Origin of the sequence: Klebsiella sp. w6 (genome assembly GCF_033100215.1) — a bacterium.
Lineage (GTDB): Bacteria > Pseudomonadota > Gammaproteobacteria > Enterobacterales > Enterobacteriaceae > Klebsiella > Klebsiella variicola.
Genome location: NZ_CP136907.1, coordinates 1642797 through 1661308 on the forward strand (window position 1 = coordinate 1642797; position 18512 = coordinate 1661308).

At 60.8% G+C, this 18512-nt stretch carries 17 protein-coding genes and 1 riboswitch; of the genes, 10 read left to right on the forward strand and 7 right to left on the reverse strand.

What is annotated here, in order from left to right; genetic code table 11:
- The first annotated feature begins 67 nt into the window (after positions 1-67).
- Genes R0140_RS07965 through R0140_RS07975 form a run of 3 tightly spaced genes read left to right on the forward strand, consistent with a single transcriptional unit; the run spans position 68 to position 2987 of the window.
- Positions 68-1756 carry a sensor histidine kinase gene (locus tag R0140_RS07965; protein ID WP_032740117.1) on the forward strand — a complete coding sequence of 563 codons (1689 nt, stop codon included), beginning with the start codon at positions 68-70 and terminating at the stop codon, positions 1754-1756.
- Complete coding sequence (gene btsR, locus R0140_RS07970) at positions 1750-2469, forward strand: two-component system response regulator BtsR (RefSeq protein ID WP_008804052.1); 720 nt, start codon at positions 1750-1752, stop codon at positions 2467-2469. Before R0140_RS07965 ends, btsR begins: the two co-directional genes overlap by 7 nt.
- A gap of 47 nt (positions 2470-2516) precedes the next feature.
- Positions 2517-2987 carry a YehS family protein gene (locus R0140_RS07975; RefSeq protein WP_008804053.1) on the forward strand — a complete coding sequence of 157 codons (471 nt, stop codon included), beginning with the start codon at positions 2517-2519 and terminating at the stop codon, positions 2985-2987.
- Positions 2988-3097: 110 nt separating this feature from the next.
- Here the strand turns inward: R0140_RS07975 and metG are convergent, their stop codons facing one another.
- Complete coding sequence (gene metG / locus R0140_RS07980; RefSeq protein WP_032740370.1) at positions 3098-5131, reverse strand: methionine--tRNA ligase; 2034 nt, start codon at positions 5129-5131, stop codon at positions 3098-3100.
- 153 nt (positions 5132-5284) lie between these two features.
- On the opposite strand from metG, the gene apbC reads away from it, so the two are divergent.
- Entirely contained in the window at positions 5285-6394 is a 1110-nt protein-coding gene (gene apbC / locus R0140_RS07985) for an iron-sulfur cluster carrier protein ApbC (protein WP_008804054.1), read from the forward strand.
- Here the strand turns inward: apbC and R0140_RS07990 are convergent.
- Positions 6391-6852, reverse strand: a complete 462-nt coding sequence (locus tag R0140_RS07990; protein WP_022064805.1) for a GNAT family N-acetyltransferase — start codon at positions 6850-6852, stop codon at positions 6391-6393. The genes apbC and R0140_RS07990 overlap by 4 nt on opposite strands.
- A complete protein-coding gene (locus R0140_RS07995; RefSeq protein WP_002912749.1) occupies positions 6827-7144 on the reverse strand; it encodes an RcnB family protein in 318 nt (105 codons plus the stop codon). The genes R0140_RS07990 and R0140_RS07995 overlap by 26 nt, the downstream gene beginning before the upstream one ends.
- A gap of 183 nt (positions 7145-7327) precedes the next feature.
- Here R0140_RS07995 and R0140_RS08000 point away from each other — a divergent pair, with 183 nt between their 5' ends.
- A complete protein-coding gene (locus R0140_RS08000; protein ID WP_032740116.1) occupies positions 7328-8227 on the forward strand; it encodes a LysR family transcriptional regulator in 900 nt (299 codons plus the stop codon).
- Here the strand turns inward: R0140_RS08000 and R0140_RS08005 are convergent.
- Both R0140_RS08005 and R0140_RS08010 read right to left on the reverse strand, forming a co-directional pair.
- Entirely contained in the window at positions 8217-9560 is a 1344-nt protein-coding gene (locus R0140_RS08005; protein WP_012967563.1) for an NCS2 family permease, read from the reverse strand. The two genes, R0140_RS08000 and R0140_RS08005, sit on opposite strands and share 11 nt — an antisense overlap.
- 2 nt (positions 9561-9562) lie before the next feature.
- Positions 9563-11374: an adenine deaminase gene (locus R0140_RS08010; protein ID WP_032740115.1), complete on the reverse strand. Its 1812-nt coding sequence runs from the start codon at positions 11372-11374 to the stop codon at positions 9563-9565.
- A 120-nt stretch (positions 11375-11494) separates the two neighbouring features.
- On the opposite strand from R0140_RS08010, the gene R0140_RS08015 reads away from it, so the two are divergent.
- Complete coding sequence (locus tag R0140_RS08015) at positions 11495-12409, forward strand: LysR family transcriptional regulator (protein ID WP_181404147.1); 915 nt, start codon at positions 11495-11497, stop codon at positions 12407-12409.
- Here the strand turns inward: R0140_RS08015 and R0140_RS08020 are convergent.
- Positions 12406-12828 carry a universal stress protein gene (locus R0140_RS08020; RefSeq protein WP_032730814.1) on the reverse strand — a complete coding sequence of 141 codons (423 nt, stop codon included), beginning with the start codon at positions 12826-12828 and terminating at the stop codon, positions 12406-12408. The two genes, R0140_RS08015 and R0140_RS08020, sit on opposite strands and share 4 nt — an antisense overlap.
- A 184-nt stretch (positions 12829-13012) precedes the next feature.
- Positions 13013-13110: riboswitch (TPP riboswitch) on the forward strand.
- A 34-nt stretch (positions 13111-13144) separates the two neighbouring features.
- Between R0140_RS08020 and thiM the strand changes: the two genes are divergently transcribed.
- From thiM to fbaB, 3 genes are all read left to right on the forward strand, one after another.
- Complete coding sequence (thiM, locus tag R0140_RS08025; RefSeq protein WP_016161514.1) at positions 13145-13918, forward strand: hydroxyethylthiazole kinase; 774 nt, start codon at positions 13145-13147, stop codon at positions 13916-13918.
- Positions 13915-14715, forward strand: a complete 801-nt coding sequence (gene thiD, locus R0140_RS08030) for a bifunctional hydroxymethylpyrimidine kinase/phosphomethylpyrimidine kinase (RefSeq protein WP_032740113.1) — start codon at positions 13915-13917, stop codon at positions 14713-14715. The genes thiM and thiD overlap by 4 nt, the downstream gene beginning before the upstream one ends.
- Positions 14716-14862: 147 nt before the next feature.
- Complete coding sequence (gene fbaB, locus R0140_RS08035; protein ID WP_004201578.1) at positions 14863-15915, forward strand: class I fructose-bisphosphate aldolase; 1053 nt, start codon at positions 14863-14865, stop codon at positions 15913-15915.
- Between the two features lie 81 nt (positions 15916-15996).
- Here the strand turns inward: fbaB and R0140_RS08040 are convergent, their stop codons facing one another.
- A complete protein-coding gene (locus tag R0140_RS08040) occupies positions 15997-16938 on the reverse strand; it encodes a sugar-binding transcriptional regulator (protein WP_008804065.1) in 942 nt (313 codons plus the stop codon).
- Between the two features lie 206 nt (positions 16939-17144).
- Here R0140_RS08040 and dalD point away from each other — a divergent pair, with 206 nt between their 5' ends.
- Positions 17145-18512 (forward strand): D-arabinitol 4-dehydrogenase, encoded by a 1368-nt coding sequence (dalD, locus tag R0140_RS08045; RefSeq protein WP_016161512.1) that lies wholly within the window; start codon positions 17145-17147, stop codon positions 18510-18512.

The window sequence follows — 18512 nt, forward strand, 5'->3', positions numbered from 1 at the left end:
GGCTTCAAAGAAAGTTTTCGCCAGGCAGGGTATGGTACGCGCTTTCAGGAATGTGTGGTTTGCGGGTATGTACGAATTTGATCTGGTGTTGCTGCTGCTTCAGCAGATGTGCGTATTTTTGGTCATCGCGTGGTTGATGAGCAAAACCCGGCTGTTTATCCCCCTGATGCAAGTCACCGTTCGCCTGCCGCACAAGCTGCTGTGCTACGTCACCTTCTCCATTTTCTGCATTATGGGGACCTATTTCGGTCTGCATATCGAAGACTCCATCGCCAACACCCGCGCCATCGGCGCCGTGATGGGCGGCCTGCTCGGCGGCCCGGTGGTCGGCGGGCTGGTGGGGCTGACCGGCGGCCTGCACCGCTACTCGCTGGGGGGAATGACCGCCTTAAGCTGCATGGTCTCCACCATCGTCGAGGGGCTGCTGGGCGGGCTGGTGCACAGCGTGCTGGTCAAACGCGGCCGGCCGGACAAGGTCTTTAGCCCGCTGACCGCCGGGGCGATCACCTTCGTGGCCGAGCTGGTGCAGATGATGATCATTCTGCTGATTGCCCGCCCGTTCCAGGACGCCCTGCATCTGGTGCAGAGCATTGCTGCGCCGATGATGGTCACCAATACCGTCGGTGCGGCGCTGTTTATGCGCATTCTGCTGGATAAACGGGCGATGTTCGAGAAATACACCTCCGCCTTTTCCGCCACGGCGCTGAAGGTGGCGGCGTCGACCGAGGGGATCCTGCGTCAGGGATTCAACGAAGAGAACAGCATGAAGGTGGCCCTGGTGCTGATCCAGGAGCTGGATATCGGCGCGGTGGCGATCACCGATCGCGACAAGCTGCTGGCGTTTACCGGCATCGGCGACGATCACCATCTGCCGGGCAAGCCTATCTCCTCCTCGTATACGCAACGGGCGATTGAGACCGGGGAGGTGGTCTACGCCGATGGCAACGAGGTGCCTTACCGCTGCTCGATTCATCCGCACTGTAAGCTGGGGTCGACGCTGGTGATCCCCCTGCGCGGTGAGAACCAGCGGGTGATAGGCACCATTAAACTGTATGAGGCGAAAAATCGCCTGTTCAGTTCGATCAACCGCACCCTCGGGGAGGGGATTGCCCAGCTGCTGTCGGCGCAGATCCTCGCCGGACAGTACGAGCGGCAGAAGGCGCTGCTGACGCAATCTGAAATCAAGCTCCTGCACGCCCAGGTCAACCCGCACTTCCTGTTTAACGCGCTTAACACGCTGAAGGCGGTGATCCGCCGCGACAGCGATCAGGCCGGCCAGCTGGTGCAGTATCTGTCGACCTTCTTTCGTAAGAACCTGAAACGGCCGACGGAAATTGTCACGCTTGCCGATGAGATCGAGCATGTTAACGCCTATCTGCAGATTGAGAAGGCTCGCTTCCAGGCTAACCTGCAGATCCAGATGGCGGTGCCCGAGGGGCTGGCGCATCACCAGCTGCCCGCTTTTACCCTGCAGCCGATCGTGGAGAACGCCATTAAGCATGGTACATCGCAACATCTTGGCGTCGGCGAAATTACCATCCGCGCCAGCCAGGACGATCGCTGGCTGCAGCTGGATATCGAAGATAACGCCGGGCTGTACCGGGCCAACCCCCAGGCCAGCGGACTGGGGATGAATCTGGTGGACAGGCGTCTGCGGGCGCGTTTTGGCGCCGACTGCGGCATCAGCGTCACCTGCGAGCCGGAGCGCTTTACCCGTGTCACCCTACGTCTGCCCCTGGAGGAGAATGCATGCTGAGAGTATTGATCGTCGATGATGAGCCGCTGGCGCGGGAAAACCTGCGTATTTTGCTGGAGACTCAGCGCGATATCGAGATCGTCGGCGAGTGCGGCAACGCGGTGGAGGCGATTGGCGCAGTACATAAGCTGCGCCCTGACGTGCTGTTTCTCGACATCCAAATGCCGCGCATCAGCGGTCTGGAGATGGTCGGGATGCTCGACCCGGAGCATCGCCCCTATATCGTGTTTCTCACCGCTTTTGATGAGTACGCGGTGAAAGCCTTTGAGGAGCACGCTTTTGACTATCTGCTGAAGCCGATTGAGGCCGTGCGGCTGGAGAAAACCCTGGCCCGCCTGCGTCAGGAGCGCAGCCTGCAGGACGTGTCGCTGCTGGATGACGCCCGGCAGACGCTGAAATACATTCCCTGTACCGGCCACAGCCGTATCTGGCTGCTGCAGATGGAGGATGTGGCCTTCGTCAGCAGCCGGATGAGCGGCATCTACGTGACCGACCGCGAGGGAAAAGAGGGCTTTACCGAGCTGACCCTGCGCACCCTCGAGAGCCGCACGCCGTTGCTGCGCTGCCATCGCCAGTATCTGGTGAATATGGCGCACCTGAAGGAGATTCGTCTGGAAGAGAATGGCCAGGCGGAGCTGCTGATGCGCGCCGGGCAAACGGTGCCGGTGAGCCGGCGCTATTTAAAAAGCCTGAAAGAAGCGATTGGCCTGTAAAACTGCTACACTGCGCCCCATTGCAACATCGACAGTAAAAGGCACTCATGCTCAGTAATGATATTCTTCGTAGCCTGCGCTACACCCTGAAAGCCAATAATAACGATATGGTGCGCATTCTTGCGCTTGCCGATATGGAATCCACCGCCGCCAGCTTCGATACCTGGATGACGAAAGAGGATGAAGAGGGTTTTGTCCGCTGCCCGGATATTATCCTGTCGGGTTTCCTCAACGGCCTTATCTATGACAAGCGCGGCAAAGATGATTCGGCGCCGGAGCTGGCGCTGGAGCGTCGGGTGAATAACAACACGGTGCTGAAAAAGCTGCGGATCGCCTTCTCGCTGAAAACGGACGATATCCAGGCGATCATGAGCGAGCAGAAATACCGGGTGTCGGTGCCGGAAATCACCGCCATGATGCGCGCCCCGGAGCATAAAAACTACCGCGAGTGCGGGGATCAGTTTATGCGCAACTTCCTGCGCGGGTTGACCCACCGGGTGCATCACCCGAAGGCGTGATGTTTAGCCGGGTGGCGGCTTCGCCTTACCCGGCCGACAAAACCCGTAGGCCCGTGTAAACGTAGCGCCGCCGGGCAAAAAAAAGCCGGAGATACTCTCCGGCTTTTTTGTTATTTCACCTGCTGACCCGGCTTCGCACCGTCGTCAGGGCTTAACAGGAAGATATCCTTCCCGCCAGGGCCGGCGGCCATCACCATGCCCTCGGAGATGCCGAAGCGCATTTTGCGTGGCGCCAGGTTGGCGACCATCACCGTCAGGCGGCCAATCAGCGGCTGCGGATCCGGGTAAGCGGAGCGGATGCCGGAGAAGACGTTACGTTTTTCGCCGCCGAGATCCAGCGTCAGGCGCAGCAGCTTGTCGGAGCCCTCGACGAATTCCGCGTTTTCAATCAGCGCCACGCGCAGATCGATTTTGGCGAAATCGTCAAAGGTGATGGTCTCCTGAATCGGATCGTCCGCCAGCGGACCGGTGACCGGCGCCACGGTGGCTTTCACCTCTTCTTTAGAGGCTTCCACCAGGGCTTCCACCTGTTTCATCTCGATGCGGTTATACAGCGCCTTGAACGGATTGACCTTATGCGCCAGCAGCGGCTGCTGAATGGCATCCCAGCTCAGTTCGCTGTTGAGGAATGCCTCCGCACGCGCCGCCAGCTGCGGCAGCACCGGCTTCAGCCAGGTCATCAGCACGCGGAACATGTTCAGGCCCATGGTGCAGATGGCCTGCAGGTCGGCGTCGCGGCCTTCCTGTTTCGCCACCACCCACGGCGCCTGCTCGTCGACGTAGCGGTTAGCCACGTCGGCGAGGGCCATGATTTCGCGGATTGCCTTACCGAACTCGCGGCTGTCCCATGCTTCACCGATGCTTTCTGCCGCGTCGGTGAAGGTTTTATACAGCGCCGGGTCGGCCAGCTCAGCGGCCAGCACACCGTCGAAACGCTTGCTGATAAAGCCGGCGTTGCGTGAGGCGAGGTTAACCACCTTGTTGACGATATCCGCGTTCACGCGCTGCACGAAATCTTCCAGGTTCAGGTCGATGTCATCGATGCGCGAGGAGAGCTTGGCGGTGTAGTAGTAGCGCAGGCTGTCAGCGTCGAAATGATTTAACCAGGTGCTGGCCTTGATAAAGGTCCCGCGCGACTTGGACATCTTCGCGCCGTTAACCGTCACGTAGCCGTGCACGAACAGGTTAGTCGGCTTACGGAAGTTGCTGCCTTCCAGCATCGCCGGCCAGAACAGGCTGTGGAAGTAGACAATGTCCTTGCCGATAAAGTGATACAGCTCGGCCGTGGAGTCTTTCTTCCAGTATTCGTCGAAGCTGGTGGTGTCGCCGCGCTTGTCGCACAGGTTCTTGAAGGAGCCCATGTAGCCGATCGGCGCGTCCAGCCAGACGTAGAAATATTTGCCCGGCGCGTTGGGAATTTCGAAGCCGAAGTACGGCGCATCGCGGGAGATGTCCCACTGCTGCAGGCCGGATTCGAACCACTCCTGCATTTTGTTCGCTACCTGCTCCTGCAGCGCGCCGCTGCGGGTCCACGCCTGCAGCATTTCGCTGAACGACGGCAGGTCGAAGAAGAAGTGCTCGGAGTCACGCATCACCGGCGTAGCGCCGGAGACCACCGATTTCGGGTCGATAAGTTCGGTGGGGCTGTAGGTCGCGCCGCACACTTCGCAGTTATCGCCATACTGGTCCGGAGATTTGCACTTCGGACAGGTGCCTTTCACAAAACGGTCCGGCAGGAACATACCTTTTTCCGGATCGTAGAGCTGAGAGATGGTGCGGTTTTTAATAAAACCGTTCTCTTTCAGACGGGTGTAGATAAGCTCCGACAGCTCGCGGTTCTCGTCGCTGTGCGTCGAGTGATAGTTATCATAGCTGATGTCGAAGCCGGCAAAATCGGTCTGATGCTCCTGACTCATTTCGCCAATCATCTGCTCCGGAGTGATACCGAGCTGCTGCGCTTTGAGCATGATCGGCGTGCCGTGAGCGTCGTCGGCGCAGATGAAGTTGACCTCGTGGCCGCGCATTCGCTGGTAACGGACCCAGACATCAGCCTGGATGTGCTCCAGCATGTGGCCGAGGTGGATGGAGCCGTTGGCGTACGGCAGGGCGCACGTTACCAGAATTTTCTTCGCGACTTGAGTCATAGTGAGCATTACATCTTCTGTTGTAAAAAGGGCTTCCGATATTACCAAAAGGGCTGTGGGTGCGCCATAAATGGCTGCCCATATATGGATAATCGTTAGCTGTGATAAACTCTGTGATTACTGAAAGCATCTCAAAACAACAAAGGAGTCGGGATGAATTCGCAATCCCAGGCCAAATCCCCTGAGCGCCTACGTGCGATGGTCGCCGGGACGCTGGCCAATTTCCAGCACCCAACCCTGAAGCATAATCTCACCGCCCTCAAGGCGCTGCACCATGTCGCCTGGCTGGACGATACCGTTCATATTGAGCTGCAGATGCCGTTCGTCTGGAGCAGCGCCTTCGAAGTGCTGAAAGAGCAGTGCAGCGCCGAGCTGCTGCGCATCACCGGCGCGAAGGCCATCGACTGGAAGCTGACCCACAGCATCGCGACCCTCAAGCGCGTGAAAAACCAGCCCGGAGTCAACGGCGTGAAGAACATTATCGCCATCAGCTCCGGCAAAGGCGGCGTCGGTAAATCTTCTACTGCCGTAAACCTGGCGCTGGCCCTGGCGGCGGAAGGGGCGAAGGTGGGCATTCTGGATGCCGATATCTACGGTCCGTCGATTCCGACCATGCTGGGCGCCGAAGACAGTCGCCCGACCTCGCCGGACGGCACCCATATGGCGCCGATCATCAAGTATGGCCTGGCCACCAACTCTATCGGCTACCTGGTGACCGACGACAACGCCATGGTCTGGCGTGGTCCGATGGCCAGCAAGGCGCTGATGCAGATGCTGCAGGAGACCCTGTGGCCGGATCTTGATTACCTGGTGCTGGATATGCCGCCGGGCACCGGCGACATCCAGCTGACCCTGGCGCAGAACATTCCGGTGACCGGCGCGGTGGTGGTCACCACGCCGCAGGACATCGCGCTGATCGACGCCAAAAAAGGCATCGTGATGTTCGAGAAAGTGGAAGTGCCGGTGCTGGGGATCGTGGAAAACATGAGCATGCATATCTGCAGCAACTGCGGGCACCACGAGCCTATCTTCGGCACCGGCGGCGCGCAAAAACTGGCCGAGAAATACCACACCCAGCTGCTGGGTCAGCTGCCGCTGCATATTACGCTGCGGGAAGATCTGGATAACGGCACGCCGACGGTGGTGGCGCGTCCGGACAGCGAATTTACCGACATCTACCGCCAGCTGGCGGGCCGGGTGGCGGCCCAGATGTACTGGCAGGGAGAAGTGATCCCGGGTGAGATTGCCTTCCGCGCCGTTTAAGGCCGCGGCGAGCGCATCAGCCAGTATCTGCCCTCGGGCGACGCGCCCTGTGCTTCGATGGTCCAGCCATGACGCTGGTAGAAGCGCAGGGCGTTTTTATTTTCCATCAGGCATTTCAGCGTTCCGCTGGCGGTAAAGCTCTGTTCGACCTGCGCCAGCAGCGCGCTGCCGATATGTTTGCCCTGCCAGTCGGGGTCGACAAACAGATGGTGAAGGAAATTATCGGCGGTCCATACGGCGGCAAAGCCCACCGGCTGGCCGTCGCATTCCGCGACCCACAGTTGTTCATCCGCGGTGGCGGCATCGAAATCCTCCAGCCGCCACGCCGCGGCGGGAAGCCAGGTCCACGATAAACTGCGCGCCCGCAGGAAGATCTGGCGCAGCGCCGGAGAGTCCGCTGGCTCGCCGGGGCGGACGTGGAGGTTGCGCGGATCAGCGATGATAGAAGATCTCGCCATCGTACACTTTGAGGATTTTGCCTTCGGTATCGGTAATCAGCACGTAGTTACCGCCCATGTAGGTCCAGTGGCTGCCGGCGTCCGGTGCAGGCAGGTTACGCTGCTGCCACTGTTTGATGTTGTATTCCGGGGTGAGGTACATCGCCGGAACGGTGTCGCCGATGTGAAACTGGGTGAAATCGGCAGTGAACTCTTTCAGCGCATACTGATCGATCCCCGCGGCAGTAGCCGTCCAGCTGGCGCCAGCGGTGGCAAGAAGTACGCCCAGAAGCATCATTTTTGTTTTACGCATAATTTCCTCAATATTACCTGGACTCAAATTAGCAGCCTCGTATCATTCCTGATGCGTTGCTGAAATGGCAAGCACTGGATTTTTAAAAAGTGTAAGCAAAACACGGCACAAGTCTTGCGCCGCTTGCGTTGCAGCGACGGTGATGCGTATTTTGGGAGCAATCTGAAGCAGGGGAGAATCGGCATGTTCAGGCTGGAAGATCTGACCTTATTTGTCCGCGCCGCGGCACTGGGCAGTTTTAGCGACGCGGCGCGCGAGGCCGGACAGCAGCCGGCGCAGGTCAGTGCGGCGATTAAGCGTCTGGAGACGATCCTCAATATTCGCCTGTTTGCCCGTTCGACCCGCAGCCTGCGCCTGACGCCGGAGGGGGAGACCTGGCTGCCCTACGCCACCCAGATGCTCGATACCCTCGAGGCCGGTCTGCAGAAGATCCAGACCCCGGACGATGAAGTTCGCGGCATGTTGCAGATTGCCGTGCCGTCGGACCTCGGGCGTAACCTGCTCCTGACCCTGTTCTGTGATTTCCGCCAACGCCACCCGGCGCTGCGTTTGCGGTTGCTCTTTTCCGACCAGCTAACCGACGTGTTTAAAGATCCGGTGGACGTCGCGTTTCGCTATGGTAATAACGACGATGCCTCGTTTATCTCGCTGCCGGTGGCGCCGGAAAATCGTCGGGTGCTGGTGGCCTCGCCTGAGTGGATCGCCCGCCACGGCGAACCGCAGACCCTCGAGGATCTCAGCCAGCACAATGCGTTGATCTACATTTTGCGCGGCCGTCCGTTCGACCGCTGGTCGCTGAGCCTCGACGGTGTGGTTCAGCAGCAGAAGGTCTCCGGCACGGTGATGAGCGACGACGCCGAGGTGATCCGTCGGCTGGCGGTGGCCGGGGAGGGCATTGCCTATAAATCGATGCTCGACGTCAGCGACGATCTGCGGGCGGGGCGCCTGCGGCGCCTGCTGCCGCGTTATCAGGGGGATGTGGTGCCGTTGAATCTGATTTGTCCGCACCGCAAACAGCTCTCTGCCGCGGTGCGTTTGTTATATGAAGAGGTGAAATCACATTGTGAAGGGCTTAATGCCTGACTAAGGTCGCGAAGTAATACACCAGCGGGACAGCCAGCACCCACAGGCCAATCGGGATTTCCCGCCACTTGCCGGCGATAGCCTTGATCACAATGTAAAACAGCAGCCCGCCGGCAATCCCGGTGCCGAAGCTGTTGGCGATAAGGGTGATCATCACCATCATCAGCACCGGCAGCCCGTCGGTGAAGTTGCCAAGATCCACTTTGCGCAGGCCGCTGAACATGTTGAGGCCAATCAGGATCAGCGCCGGGGCGGTGGCTTCTTTCGGGATCATCAACGCCACCGGCGTGAACAGCAGCATCAGCAGGAACATTACCGCCGCCGACAGGGCGGTGAGGCCGGTTTTGCCGCCGGCTTCCGCTGCCGCCGAAGACTCAATCAGCGCCGTCGCCGCCGGGATGCCCACCCATGGGCCGAGCGCGGCGGCAATCGAATCGACCATAAACGGGCGATTAATCTGCGGCATGTTGCCTTCTTCATCCAGCAGCCCCGCCTCGCCGCCCACCGCCAGCGTCGTCCCCATGGTGGAGAAAAACTCAGAGGCGAAAAAGACGAACAGGAACGGCAGGAAGGCGATGTTTAACGCCCCCAGCAGATCAACCTGCCCCAGCACCGGGGTTAGCGAATGGGGAACGTCGATAAAACTTGTCGGCAGATGGGTGACGCCGAAGGGGATGCCCACCAGCGTGGCGCACAGAATGGCCCACAAAATCGCGCCCGGAACCTTACGCGCCTGCAGGGCTATCGCCAGGAACAGGCCGCACAACGCCACCAGCGCGCCGGGGGCGAGAAAGTCGCCGAGCATCAGCGCGTTGGTTTTCGCATTGGCCAGCACCAGCCCGGCATTGCGAAAGCCGAGGACGGCGACAAACAGGCCGATGGAGGCGGTGAGCCCCAGCTTGATCGACTGCGGTACCGAGCGGGTGACCACTTCGCGCAGGCCAAAGCGGGTCAGCAGGAAGAAGAGGATCCCCGACCAGCAGGCAATCCCGAGGCCAGTCTGCCAGCCAATCCCTTCGCTACCGGCCAGCGTCACTCCCACCAGCACCGAGCCGCCAATCCCCGGGCCAACGATAAACGGCAGGTTGGCATAAAACGCCATCAGCAGAGAGCCGACGACGAAGACCAGAATGGTGCCGGTGGTGGCGGCGCCTTTGTCCATCCCGCCGATCGCCAGCAGCCCCGGGATGACCACCAGTAAATAGGCGGCGGCGAGAAAGCCGGTGATCCCGGCCAGGCATTCAGTGCGTAGCGTACCGCCGCGCGAGCGCAGCGCAAAGCGGCGCTCCAGCCAGTTAGCGCGGTCGGATGAGTGAAGTGTGTTATCGGCCATGCTCAGGCTCCCTGAGGATTATTGTTGTGATCGGTTGGCTCCGGGGTCTCCCGGCAGGCTATCAACGGGTCGACTATCTGACGGCTGCCGCCGTCGGTCAGACCCAAATCGGTTAAATGCGGCCCGGCGTTACAGGCAAGGCAGGTTCCTTCAATGGCCTTGAACACCCGGTACGGTGGCTCCCAGTCGGCGACTTGGCTGCTCAGATCGCGCAGCTCGCGGAACTGACGCGCCAGCTCGGCGGCCGGGAGATCCGACAGCATGCCGGCAATCGGCATTGCCACATGGGCAAGGATCTCGCCCTGTTGCGCCAGCGCCATCCCGCCGCCGGAGGCGATAAGCTGGTTGGCCGCCAGCGCCATATCATCAGCGTCGCGCCCGAGCACCACCAGATTGTGCGAGTCGTGGGAGTAGCTGGTGGCGATGGCGCCGCGCAGCTCACCCCAGCCTTCGAGCAGGGCGATTTGCGGTGTCGCCTCGTGGCGGCCGTGGCGGTGTTTAACCCAGATCAGACTGAAGCCGGCGGGCAGCTGGACTTTCCCGTCACGAACCTGCACTTCCACTTCGCCCCACTGGGTGAAGCGCGCGCCGCGGATATGACGCAGGCGGGCGACGCCGTGACGAATGCCCTGGACGCGCAGAACAAAGTCATCGGCGCGGAGGGGGGCGATCGGCAAAGTATCGCGCGGCGGCGTCACGCCCGGCGCGGGGGCGATCGGCTTCAGCAGGCGGCCAGCATGGGCCAGCCGTTCCCCCCCAACGTAGACTTCACGGGCCACCAGTTTCTCCAGGGAATCAAACACCACCAAATCCGCGCGCCGCCCGGCGGCAATCAGCCCGAGATCGTGGCGCTGCAGGCGAAGAGCGGCGTTGAGGGTGGCGAATCGCAGCGCATCGACCGCCGGTAAACCGTGCTCGATCAGCAGATTAAGCAGGGCGATGATCCCGCCTTTCTCCAGCAGCATATCCGGCGGCACGTCATCGGTGCAGACGGTGATTTGCGAGGAGAGGTGCGGCAGCGTTTTTAACGCCGCGACGATATCCGGCAGCAGATAGGGGTGCGAGCCGCGGATCTCGATCGTCAGACCGGCGCGCAGTTTTTCCAGCGCGTCGTCCGCCGAGGTCAGTTCATGATCGGAGGTGACGCCGGCGGCGAGGTAGGCCTGCAGGTCAGCGCCTCTCAGGCCGCGGGCGTGGCCTTCAATCAGTTTGCCGCTGTTGAGACCGGCCTGGACAATCTCCTGCATCCGCTCGCTACCGTGCAGCACGCCGTGCATATCCATCACTTCCGCCACACCGCGTACTTCCGGCCAGCCGAGCATGGTCTCCATCTCCGCGCCGGCGAAATCGGCGCCGGACATTTCGAGACCTGGCGTGGAGGGGACGCTGGACGGCGCGGCGACCATCACCTGCAGCGGCAGATGGCGGCTGGCGTCAACCGCGTAGCGCACGCCCTCGACGCCGAGGACGTTGGCCAGCTCATGCGGATCCCAGAACACCGCGGTGGTGCCCTGGGTGAGGACGATTTCCGCGTAGCGCTCCGGCGGCAGGTGCGAGCTTTCGAGGTGTACGTGGGTGTCCATCAGGCCGGGGGACAGGTAGCCACCGGCCAGGGAACGTACTTCATGGGCGTCGGTGCGGCTGCCGCGCGGGTGGACGCTGGCGATCATTTCACCGACGATACCGACGTCAGCGGGGCGAATTTCGCCCGTGGCCATATCGACGATCTGCGCCTCGACCAGCAGCAGATCAAACGGGGATTCGCCGCGCGCGGCCTGCACGGCGCGACGACGGACTTGAGCATTGCTGGACATAACCACTCCGGCACAAGGATAATGCGGATACTCTATGGGCACAGCAAACGTTTGCCCAGATGAATAAATTTATCACCCGATAAGCTCGGGTTATTGTGCAGGACCACCGTAGCGAACCCGATAATGAACGAACCCTGGCAGCGTCTGCCCGCGCTCTCTCTTAAACAGCTTCAGTATTTCGTCACTCTGGCCCAGCTGCGCCATTTTACCGATACCGCCAGTCGGCTGGCGATTAGCCAGCCGGCGCTGAGCAGCGCGCTGCGGCAAATTGAAACGGTGCTCGGCGGCAAGCTGGTCAACCGTACCGCTTCGGCGGTCACCCTGACTGAACTGGGGGCGGCGATTTTACCCCACGCCCAGCGGATCCTCAGCGTAGCGCAGGCGGCCTTTTTCGATATGCAGCAGATCGTCGAGGCGGGCGGCGACGGGACAGTGCGCATCGGTCTGGTGCCGTCGGTCAGTTCGCTGCTGTTCCCATTGCTGCCGCAGACCCTGGCCCAGGCCTTTCCGCGTCTGCACATTGAATTTCACGATCAGACCAACGATGCGCTTATCCAGGCGCTGCTGCGCGGCGAGATTGATTTCGGCATCGGGGCGATCGACAGCTCAGTGCCTGCTGAACTGCTGGTCTATCCGCTGCGCGAAGATCCCTTTGTGGCGGTGCTGCACCGTGACGATCCGCTGGCCGCGCAGGCGCACTTGCCGTGGAAACAGCTGGTGGGGCGGGATATTGCCGTCTTCTCGAAGGGTAATATTCAACGGCTGGTGGCGGCATTAGTGGAGAGTCATCGCCTGACGCTGACCACGCGCTATCAGGTGGACTATATCGAAACCCTGTATGGCCTGGTGCGCTCGCGCTTAGCGGTGGCGATTCTGCCGGCGCTGTACACCACCCATCTGCAGGACCCGGCGCTCCAGGTCGCCCAGTTGCAGCAGCCGGCGCTGACCCGTACGGTGGCCCTGATGCGCGGCCCGCAGGCGCTGCCGCCGCTTATCGAAGCCTGTTTTTCCCTGCTGCAGGGAGAATTGCGCTAGGGCAGGTGCTTGATCAGCACGTCTACGGTTAAGTGATTGATGTACTCCAGCGAATGTGAGGAGAGGACGCCCAGCAGCCGGTTATGGTGCCCGGCAATAATTAAATCGATCTGCCGCTGCCGAACGCAGGTTTCCACGTCTTCAAACCGGCGGGTGGTCACCAGCGAGAGGGTTTCAACCGGCAGGGAGACAGTGCAGGCCAGCTCGTTGAGCAGGGCCTTGGCCTGGATCACCTCCTGTGAAACCTGATCGTCGCGCAGGCTGTCGGAAACATAGTTCAGCGCCCGATAGTCGGTGCTGATGTGGGCGATGGTGATGCGCATGCCGTTCTCTTCTGCCATTCTGGCGGCATGCTCGAGCAGCGGGATGCCGTCCTGACTGCTGTTAATCAGTACCAGCGCATGGTGATAAACGGCCATGGCGTATATCCTCGGTAGGCTAAATAGCGCATGATGTCATCATTTTCCGCCCGCCAGCAGCGGAATGCAATCCCGCCCGGTCGCTTGATGAGCATGATGGCCGCGCGGGTGTCGTTGCAGGGCTAAAGGCTTGTTGTATGAACCGGTGAGTTGCGGTAAATTCCACAACGCTTAACAATTTCACTATTTTGACTCGGGGTGCCCTTCTTCGTTGAAGGCTGAGAAATACCCGTACCACCTGATCTGGATAATGCCAGCGTAGGGAAGTCAGAGACCGCAGGGTCATTGCTTCTACCTCGTCTGGCGGGAGCAAACCATGCCTGAGCTGCTGAATCCCGCGCCTGTCGCGCACCTGCGCCATCTGCTGCGCGCCCATTCCCCCCTTGTGCACTGCATGACCAATGATGTGGTGCAGACCTTTACCGCCAATGTTCTGCTGGCCGTCGGCGCCTCGCCGGCGATGGTGATCGATCCCCGCGAAGCGGCGCAGTTTGCCGCTATCGCCGATGCGCTGTTAATTAACGTCGGTACCCTGACCGAAGATCGCGCCGTGGCAATGCGCGTCGCGGTGGAACACGCCCGTCAGGCCGGAAAGCCCTGGACGCTGGATCCGGTGGCGGTCGGCGCCCTGACCGTGCGCACGGCCTTTTGTCACGAGCTGCTGGCCCTCCAGCCGGCGGCCATTCGCGGCAATGCCTCTGAAATTCTGGCGCTGGCCGGGATGAGCGCCGGCGGGCGCGGGGTGGATACCACCGATACGGCCGCCGCGGCGCTGCCGGCGGCCCAGGCGCTGGCTCGCCGGCTGGCTACCGTGGTGGCGGTCACTGGCGAGGTGGACTACGTCACTGACGGCGAGCGGGTGCTCAGCGTGGCGGGGGGTAATCCGCTGATGACCCGGGTGGTGGGCACCGGCTGCGCGCTGTCGGCGGTGGTGGCGGCGAGCGCGGCGCTGCCGGGAGACCGGCTGGAAAACGTGGCCGCCGCCTGCGGGCTGATGAAGCAGGCCGGGGAGATCGCCGCCCGTCAGGGAGGCCCTGGCAGCTTTATTCCGGCGTTTCTCGACGCGCTGTATCAGGAGGTGCAGGGATGAAACGCATCAACGCCCTGACCATCGCCGGCACCGATCCCAGCGGTGGGGCCGGTATCCAGGCCGATCTGAAAACCTTCTCCGCGCTGGGGGCCTATGGCTGCTCGGTGATCACCGCCCTGGTGGCGCAGAATACCCGCGGCGTGCAGTCGGTCTATCGCATCGAACCGGATTTTGTGGCCGCGCAGCTCGACTCAGTGTTCAGCGATGTGCGTATCGATACCACCAAAATCGGCATGCTGGCGGAGACCGATATTGTGGAAGCCGTGGCCGAGCGGCTGGCGCGCTACCGGGTGGCCAACGTGGTGCTGGATACCGTCATGCTGGCGAAAAGCGGCGATCCGCTGCTGTCGGCCTCGGCGGTGGAGACCCTGCGTCAACGATTGTTGCCGCAGGTGTCATTGATCACCCCGAACCTGCCGGAAGCGGCCGCGCTACTCGATGCCCCCCATGCGCGCACCGAGCGCGAGATGCTGAAGCAGGGGCGGGCGTTGCTGGCGCTGGGCTGCGGCGCGGTATTAATGAAGGGCGGCCATCTCGACGACGCCGAAAGCCCGGACTGGCTCTTCACCCGCGAAGGGGAACAGCGGTTTACCACGCCTCGCGTGCAGACCAAAAATACCCACGGCACCGGCTGCACGCTCTCCGCCGCGCTGGCGGCGCTGCGCCCCCGTCATGCGGACTGGGCGGCCACCGTCGCCGAGGCGAAGGCCTGGCTGTCGGCGGCCCTGGCGCAGGCCGACTCTCTGGAAGTGGGCCACGGCATCGGGCCGGTGCACCATTTCCACGCCTGGTGGTAAATGGCAGCGCAACGGGACAGCAGAATCTCCTGAAAAAATGGCACCCCGGCTGGAAAATAGGCTAAGTCGGTACCAGGCTTAACCTGCCCAAAAAAATTGGGTTGGGATAATGCATGCCGGCTTCGGCCGGCCTTACGGGAGATTGCTATGACTGATATTACGCAGTTGCTGGGCAAAGATGCCGAGAGCCTGTTGCAGCACCGTTGTATAACCATTCCGGCCGACCAGCTGTATCTGCCTGGGGCAGATTATGTTGATCGGGTGATGGTGGATAATAACCGACCACCGGCGGTGCTACGCAATATGCAGACCCTGTACAATACCGGACGCCTGGGGGGAACCGGCTACCTTTCCATTCTGCCGGTTGACCAGGGCGTGGAGCACTCGGCGGGCGCCTCCTTCGCCGCCAACCCGCTGTACTTTGATCCGAAAAATATCGTCGAGCTGGCGATCGAAGCCGGCTGTAACTGCGTGGCGTCGACCTACGGCGTGCTGGCCTCGGTGTCGCGCCGCTACGCGCATCGCATCCCTTTCCTGGTGAAGCTCAACCATAACGAAACGCTGAGCTACCCCACCGAATACGACCAGACCCTCTACGCCAGCGTTGAGCAGGCGTTCAATATGGGGGCGGTGGCCGTGGGAGCGACGATCTATTTCGGCTCGGAACAATCGCGTCGTCAGATAGAAGAGATTTCCGCCGCCTTTGAGCGGGCCCATGAGCTGGGCCTGGTCACCGTGCTGTGGGCCTATCTGCGCAATTCGGCGTTCAAGAAAGATGGCGTCGACTATCATGTCTCCGCGGACCTGACCGGTCAGGCCAACCACCTGGCGGCCACCATCGGCGCCGATATCGTTAAGCAAAAAATGGCGGAGAATAACGGCGGCTACAAAGCGGTTAACTTCGGCTATACCGACGATCGGGTGTACAGCAAACTGACCAGCGATAACCCCATCGATCTGGTGCGCTACCAGCTGGCCAACTGCTATATGGGCCGCGCCGGGCTGATTAACTCCGGCGGCGCGGCGGGCGGGGAGACCGACCTTGCCGACGCGGTGCGCACGGCGGTGATCAATAAACGCGCCGGCGGTATGGGGCTGATCCTCGGCCGGAAGGCGTTTAAGAAATCGATGGCTGACGGCGTGAAGCTGATCAATGCCGTGCAGGACGTCTACCTTGACGGGAAAGTGACTATCGCCTGATAAGCATGAGTATCGTTGGGATCCCCGGTGGCGCGACGCGCACCGGGGTTACCGTTCTTGATGCGCCTTCAGGCCGCGCCGTTACCGCGTCAGCAGCCAGCGGGCGGTATGCTCATCGGTCACCAGACCATTGATCCAGCCGCCTTTAAGGGCCGCCAGGATCGCCGGTCGTTTGTATTCTCCACAGGCCGCGGCAATACGCGGGCAGTGGTTCTGACGGATATCATAGCTGGTGATCATGCGGTTGATCTCGCTGTCTACCACGTGGCCTTCCGCATCGATAAACCGTCCGAGGATCTCTCCGATGCCGCCGCGCGCGGTCAGCTCATCCATTTGCGCCTGATTGATAAACCCGTCTTTAAAGATCGGACTTTGCGTGCCCAGGGGACCAATGCCGACAAAAATCACGTCCGCCTCTTGTGCGACGCCGGAGACGCTGCGGAATAAGCGGTTGGTGCACCACATCTCATGCTCCTCCGCGCTCTGGGCGTAGCGCGGCGCCGGCCACTGATAGTACTTGGCCTTAATTTTGCGGGTCAGCAGCAGGGGCACGTCATCGTAATAATTGCACTGCCCGTCGGCGTTCATGGCGCTGATCAGCGCCACGCAGCGGGTATTCAGGCTGTCAAAATCGATGCGCTGCAGCGCTTTTTTCAGGGTCAGGCCCGAGCCCAGGCCGATGATTTTCTCCTTATCATCCTGCAGATAGCGAGCCATCAGCTGATAGCAGCCAAACGACACGCTGTCGAGGGTGCTTTCTTCGCTAAAGGCGGGGACCACATTGCACTCGATCAATCGATACTTTTCCTGCAGCAACTGCGCATAATCGAGGCAGTTTGCTACCGGATGGTGCAAATTAATCGACACTATCCCTTCTTCTTTCGCCGCGGCGATCAGCCGTTGCACCACCGGTCTGGAGGTGCCCAGCTGGCTGGCGATCTCGCTCTGATTCTGACCGGCGATGTAGTACATCCATGCGGCACGCACCTTCTGATCCAACCGGATATCGTCTTCTTTACTCATGGTTTCCCGCCCTAAGTTGCTGACCAGGGCTCGCAATTGGCCCGGCGAATACCCGCATTCTCGCCGTGGTTGGCATAACTGGCAAGCTTTTGCTCTTTATTGGTCATTTGTAATTTAATTGAGTAATTGTTCTTTTGTGATCCGTGGCTCTTATTTTGGTCAAATGATCAATTACAGTGGCGCCATCAACTGAAGGAGAACAGAACATGAACAATCAATTCACATGGCTTCATATCGGTCTGGGTTCTTTTCATCGCGCGCATCAGGCGTGGTATCTGCATCGTCTGATAGCGTCCGGGGATAAGCGCTGGCACATCGCGGCAGGAAATATTCGTAACGACGCCGAGCAGGTGGTGCAGGCGCTGGCGGCGCAGGGAGGACGTTACGTCCTGGAGACCGTCAGCCCGGAAGGGGAGCGCGACTATGAAGAAATCACTTCTATCCAGAAATTGCTGCCGTGGCAGGCCGGGCTGCAGCCGCTGATTAACGAAGGGGCGAACCCGCAGACCAAAGTTATCGCCTTTACTGTGACGGAAGGGGGGTACTACCTGAACACCCGCCATCAGCTGGAAACCAGTAACCCCGATCTGCAGGCCGACCTGCAAGGCGAGTGCAAAACTATTTATGGCACCCTCGCGCGGATCCTGGAGAAGCGCATGGCCGACGACGCCGGGCCGCTGACCCTGCTCAACTGCGACAACGTGCGCCACAACGGCGAGCGTTTCCACGACGGCATGGTCGAGTTCCTGCAGCTCACCGGCAAACAGGCGGTGATTGACTGGATGGCGGCCAATACCACCTGTCCGAACACCATGGTGGACCGCATCACCCCGCGTCCGGCGGCCGATCTGCCGGCCCGTATCAAAGCGCAAACCGGGATTGATGACAAAGCGCCGGTGATGGGGGAGACCTTTATCCAGTGGGTGGTGGAGAACCACTTCCGTGATGCCCGCCCGAACCTGGAAGCGGTCGGCGTGGAGATGGTCGAGTCGGTCATCCCGTATGAAGAGGCGAAAATCCGCATTCTGAACGCGTCGCACAGCTGCATTGCCTGGGCGGGAACCTTAATTGGCCAGCAGTATATTCATGAAAGCACGCTGACCGATGTTATCTACGCCATTGCCGACCGCTACGTCACGGAGGATGTCATTCCCTGCCTCGGCGATAACGGCATTGATCTGCCCACCTACCGGGATGTGGTGCTCAAACGCTTTACCAACCCCTATATCCAGGACACCAACCAGCGCGTCGCCGCCGACGGCTTCTCGAAAATTCCGGCGATGATCGCCCCCACGCTGCAGGAGTGCTATCAGCGCGGCGTCCGCCCGGAAGCGACCGCCATGCTGCCGGCGCTGTTCTTCGTCTTTATGGAGCAGTGGCATAAGGGAACGCTGCCCTATCAGTACCAGGACGGCATCCTGGATGCGCAGGCGGTGCATGAGATGTATGAGGCTCAGGATCCGGTGGCTGTCTATGCCCGCGATAAAGCCCTGTTTGGTGACCTCGCCAATAACGCGGATTTCCTGGCGCTGATGCGCGAGAAAGTCGCCGCCGTTTACACGCTGATTAAATAA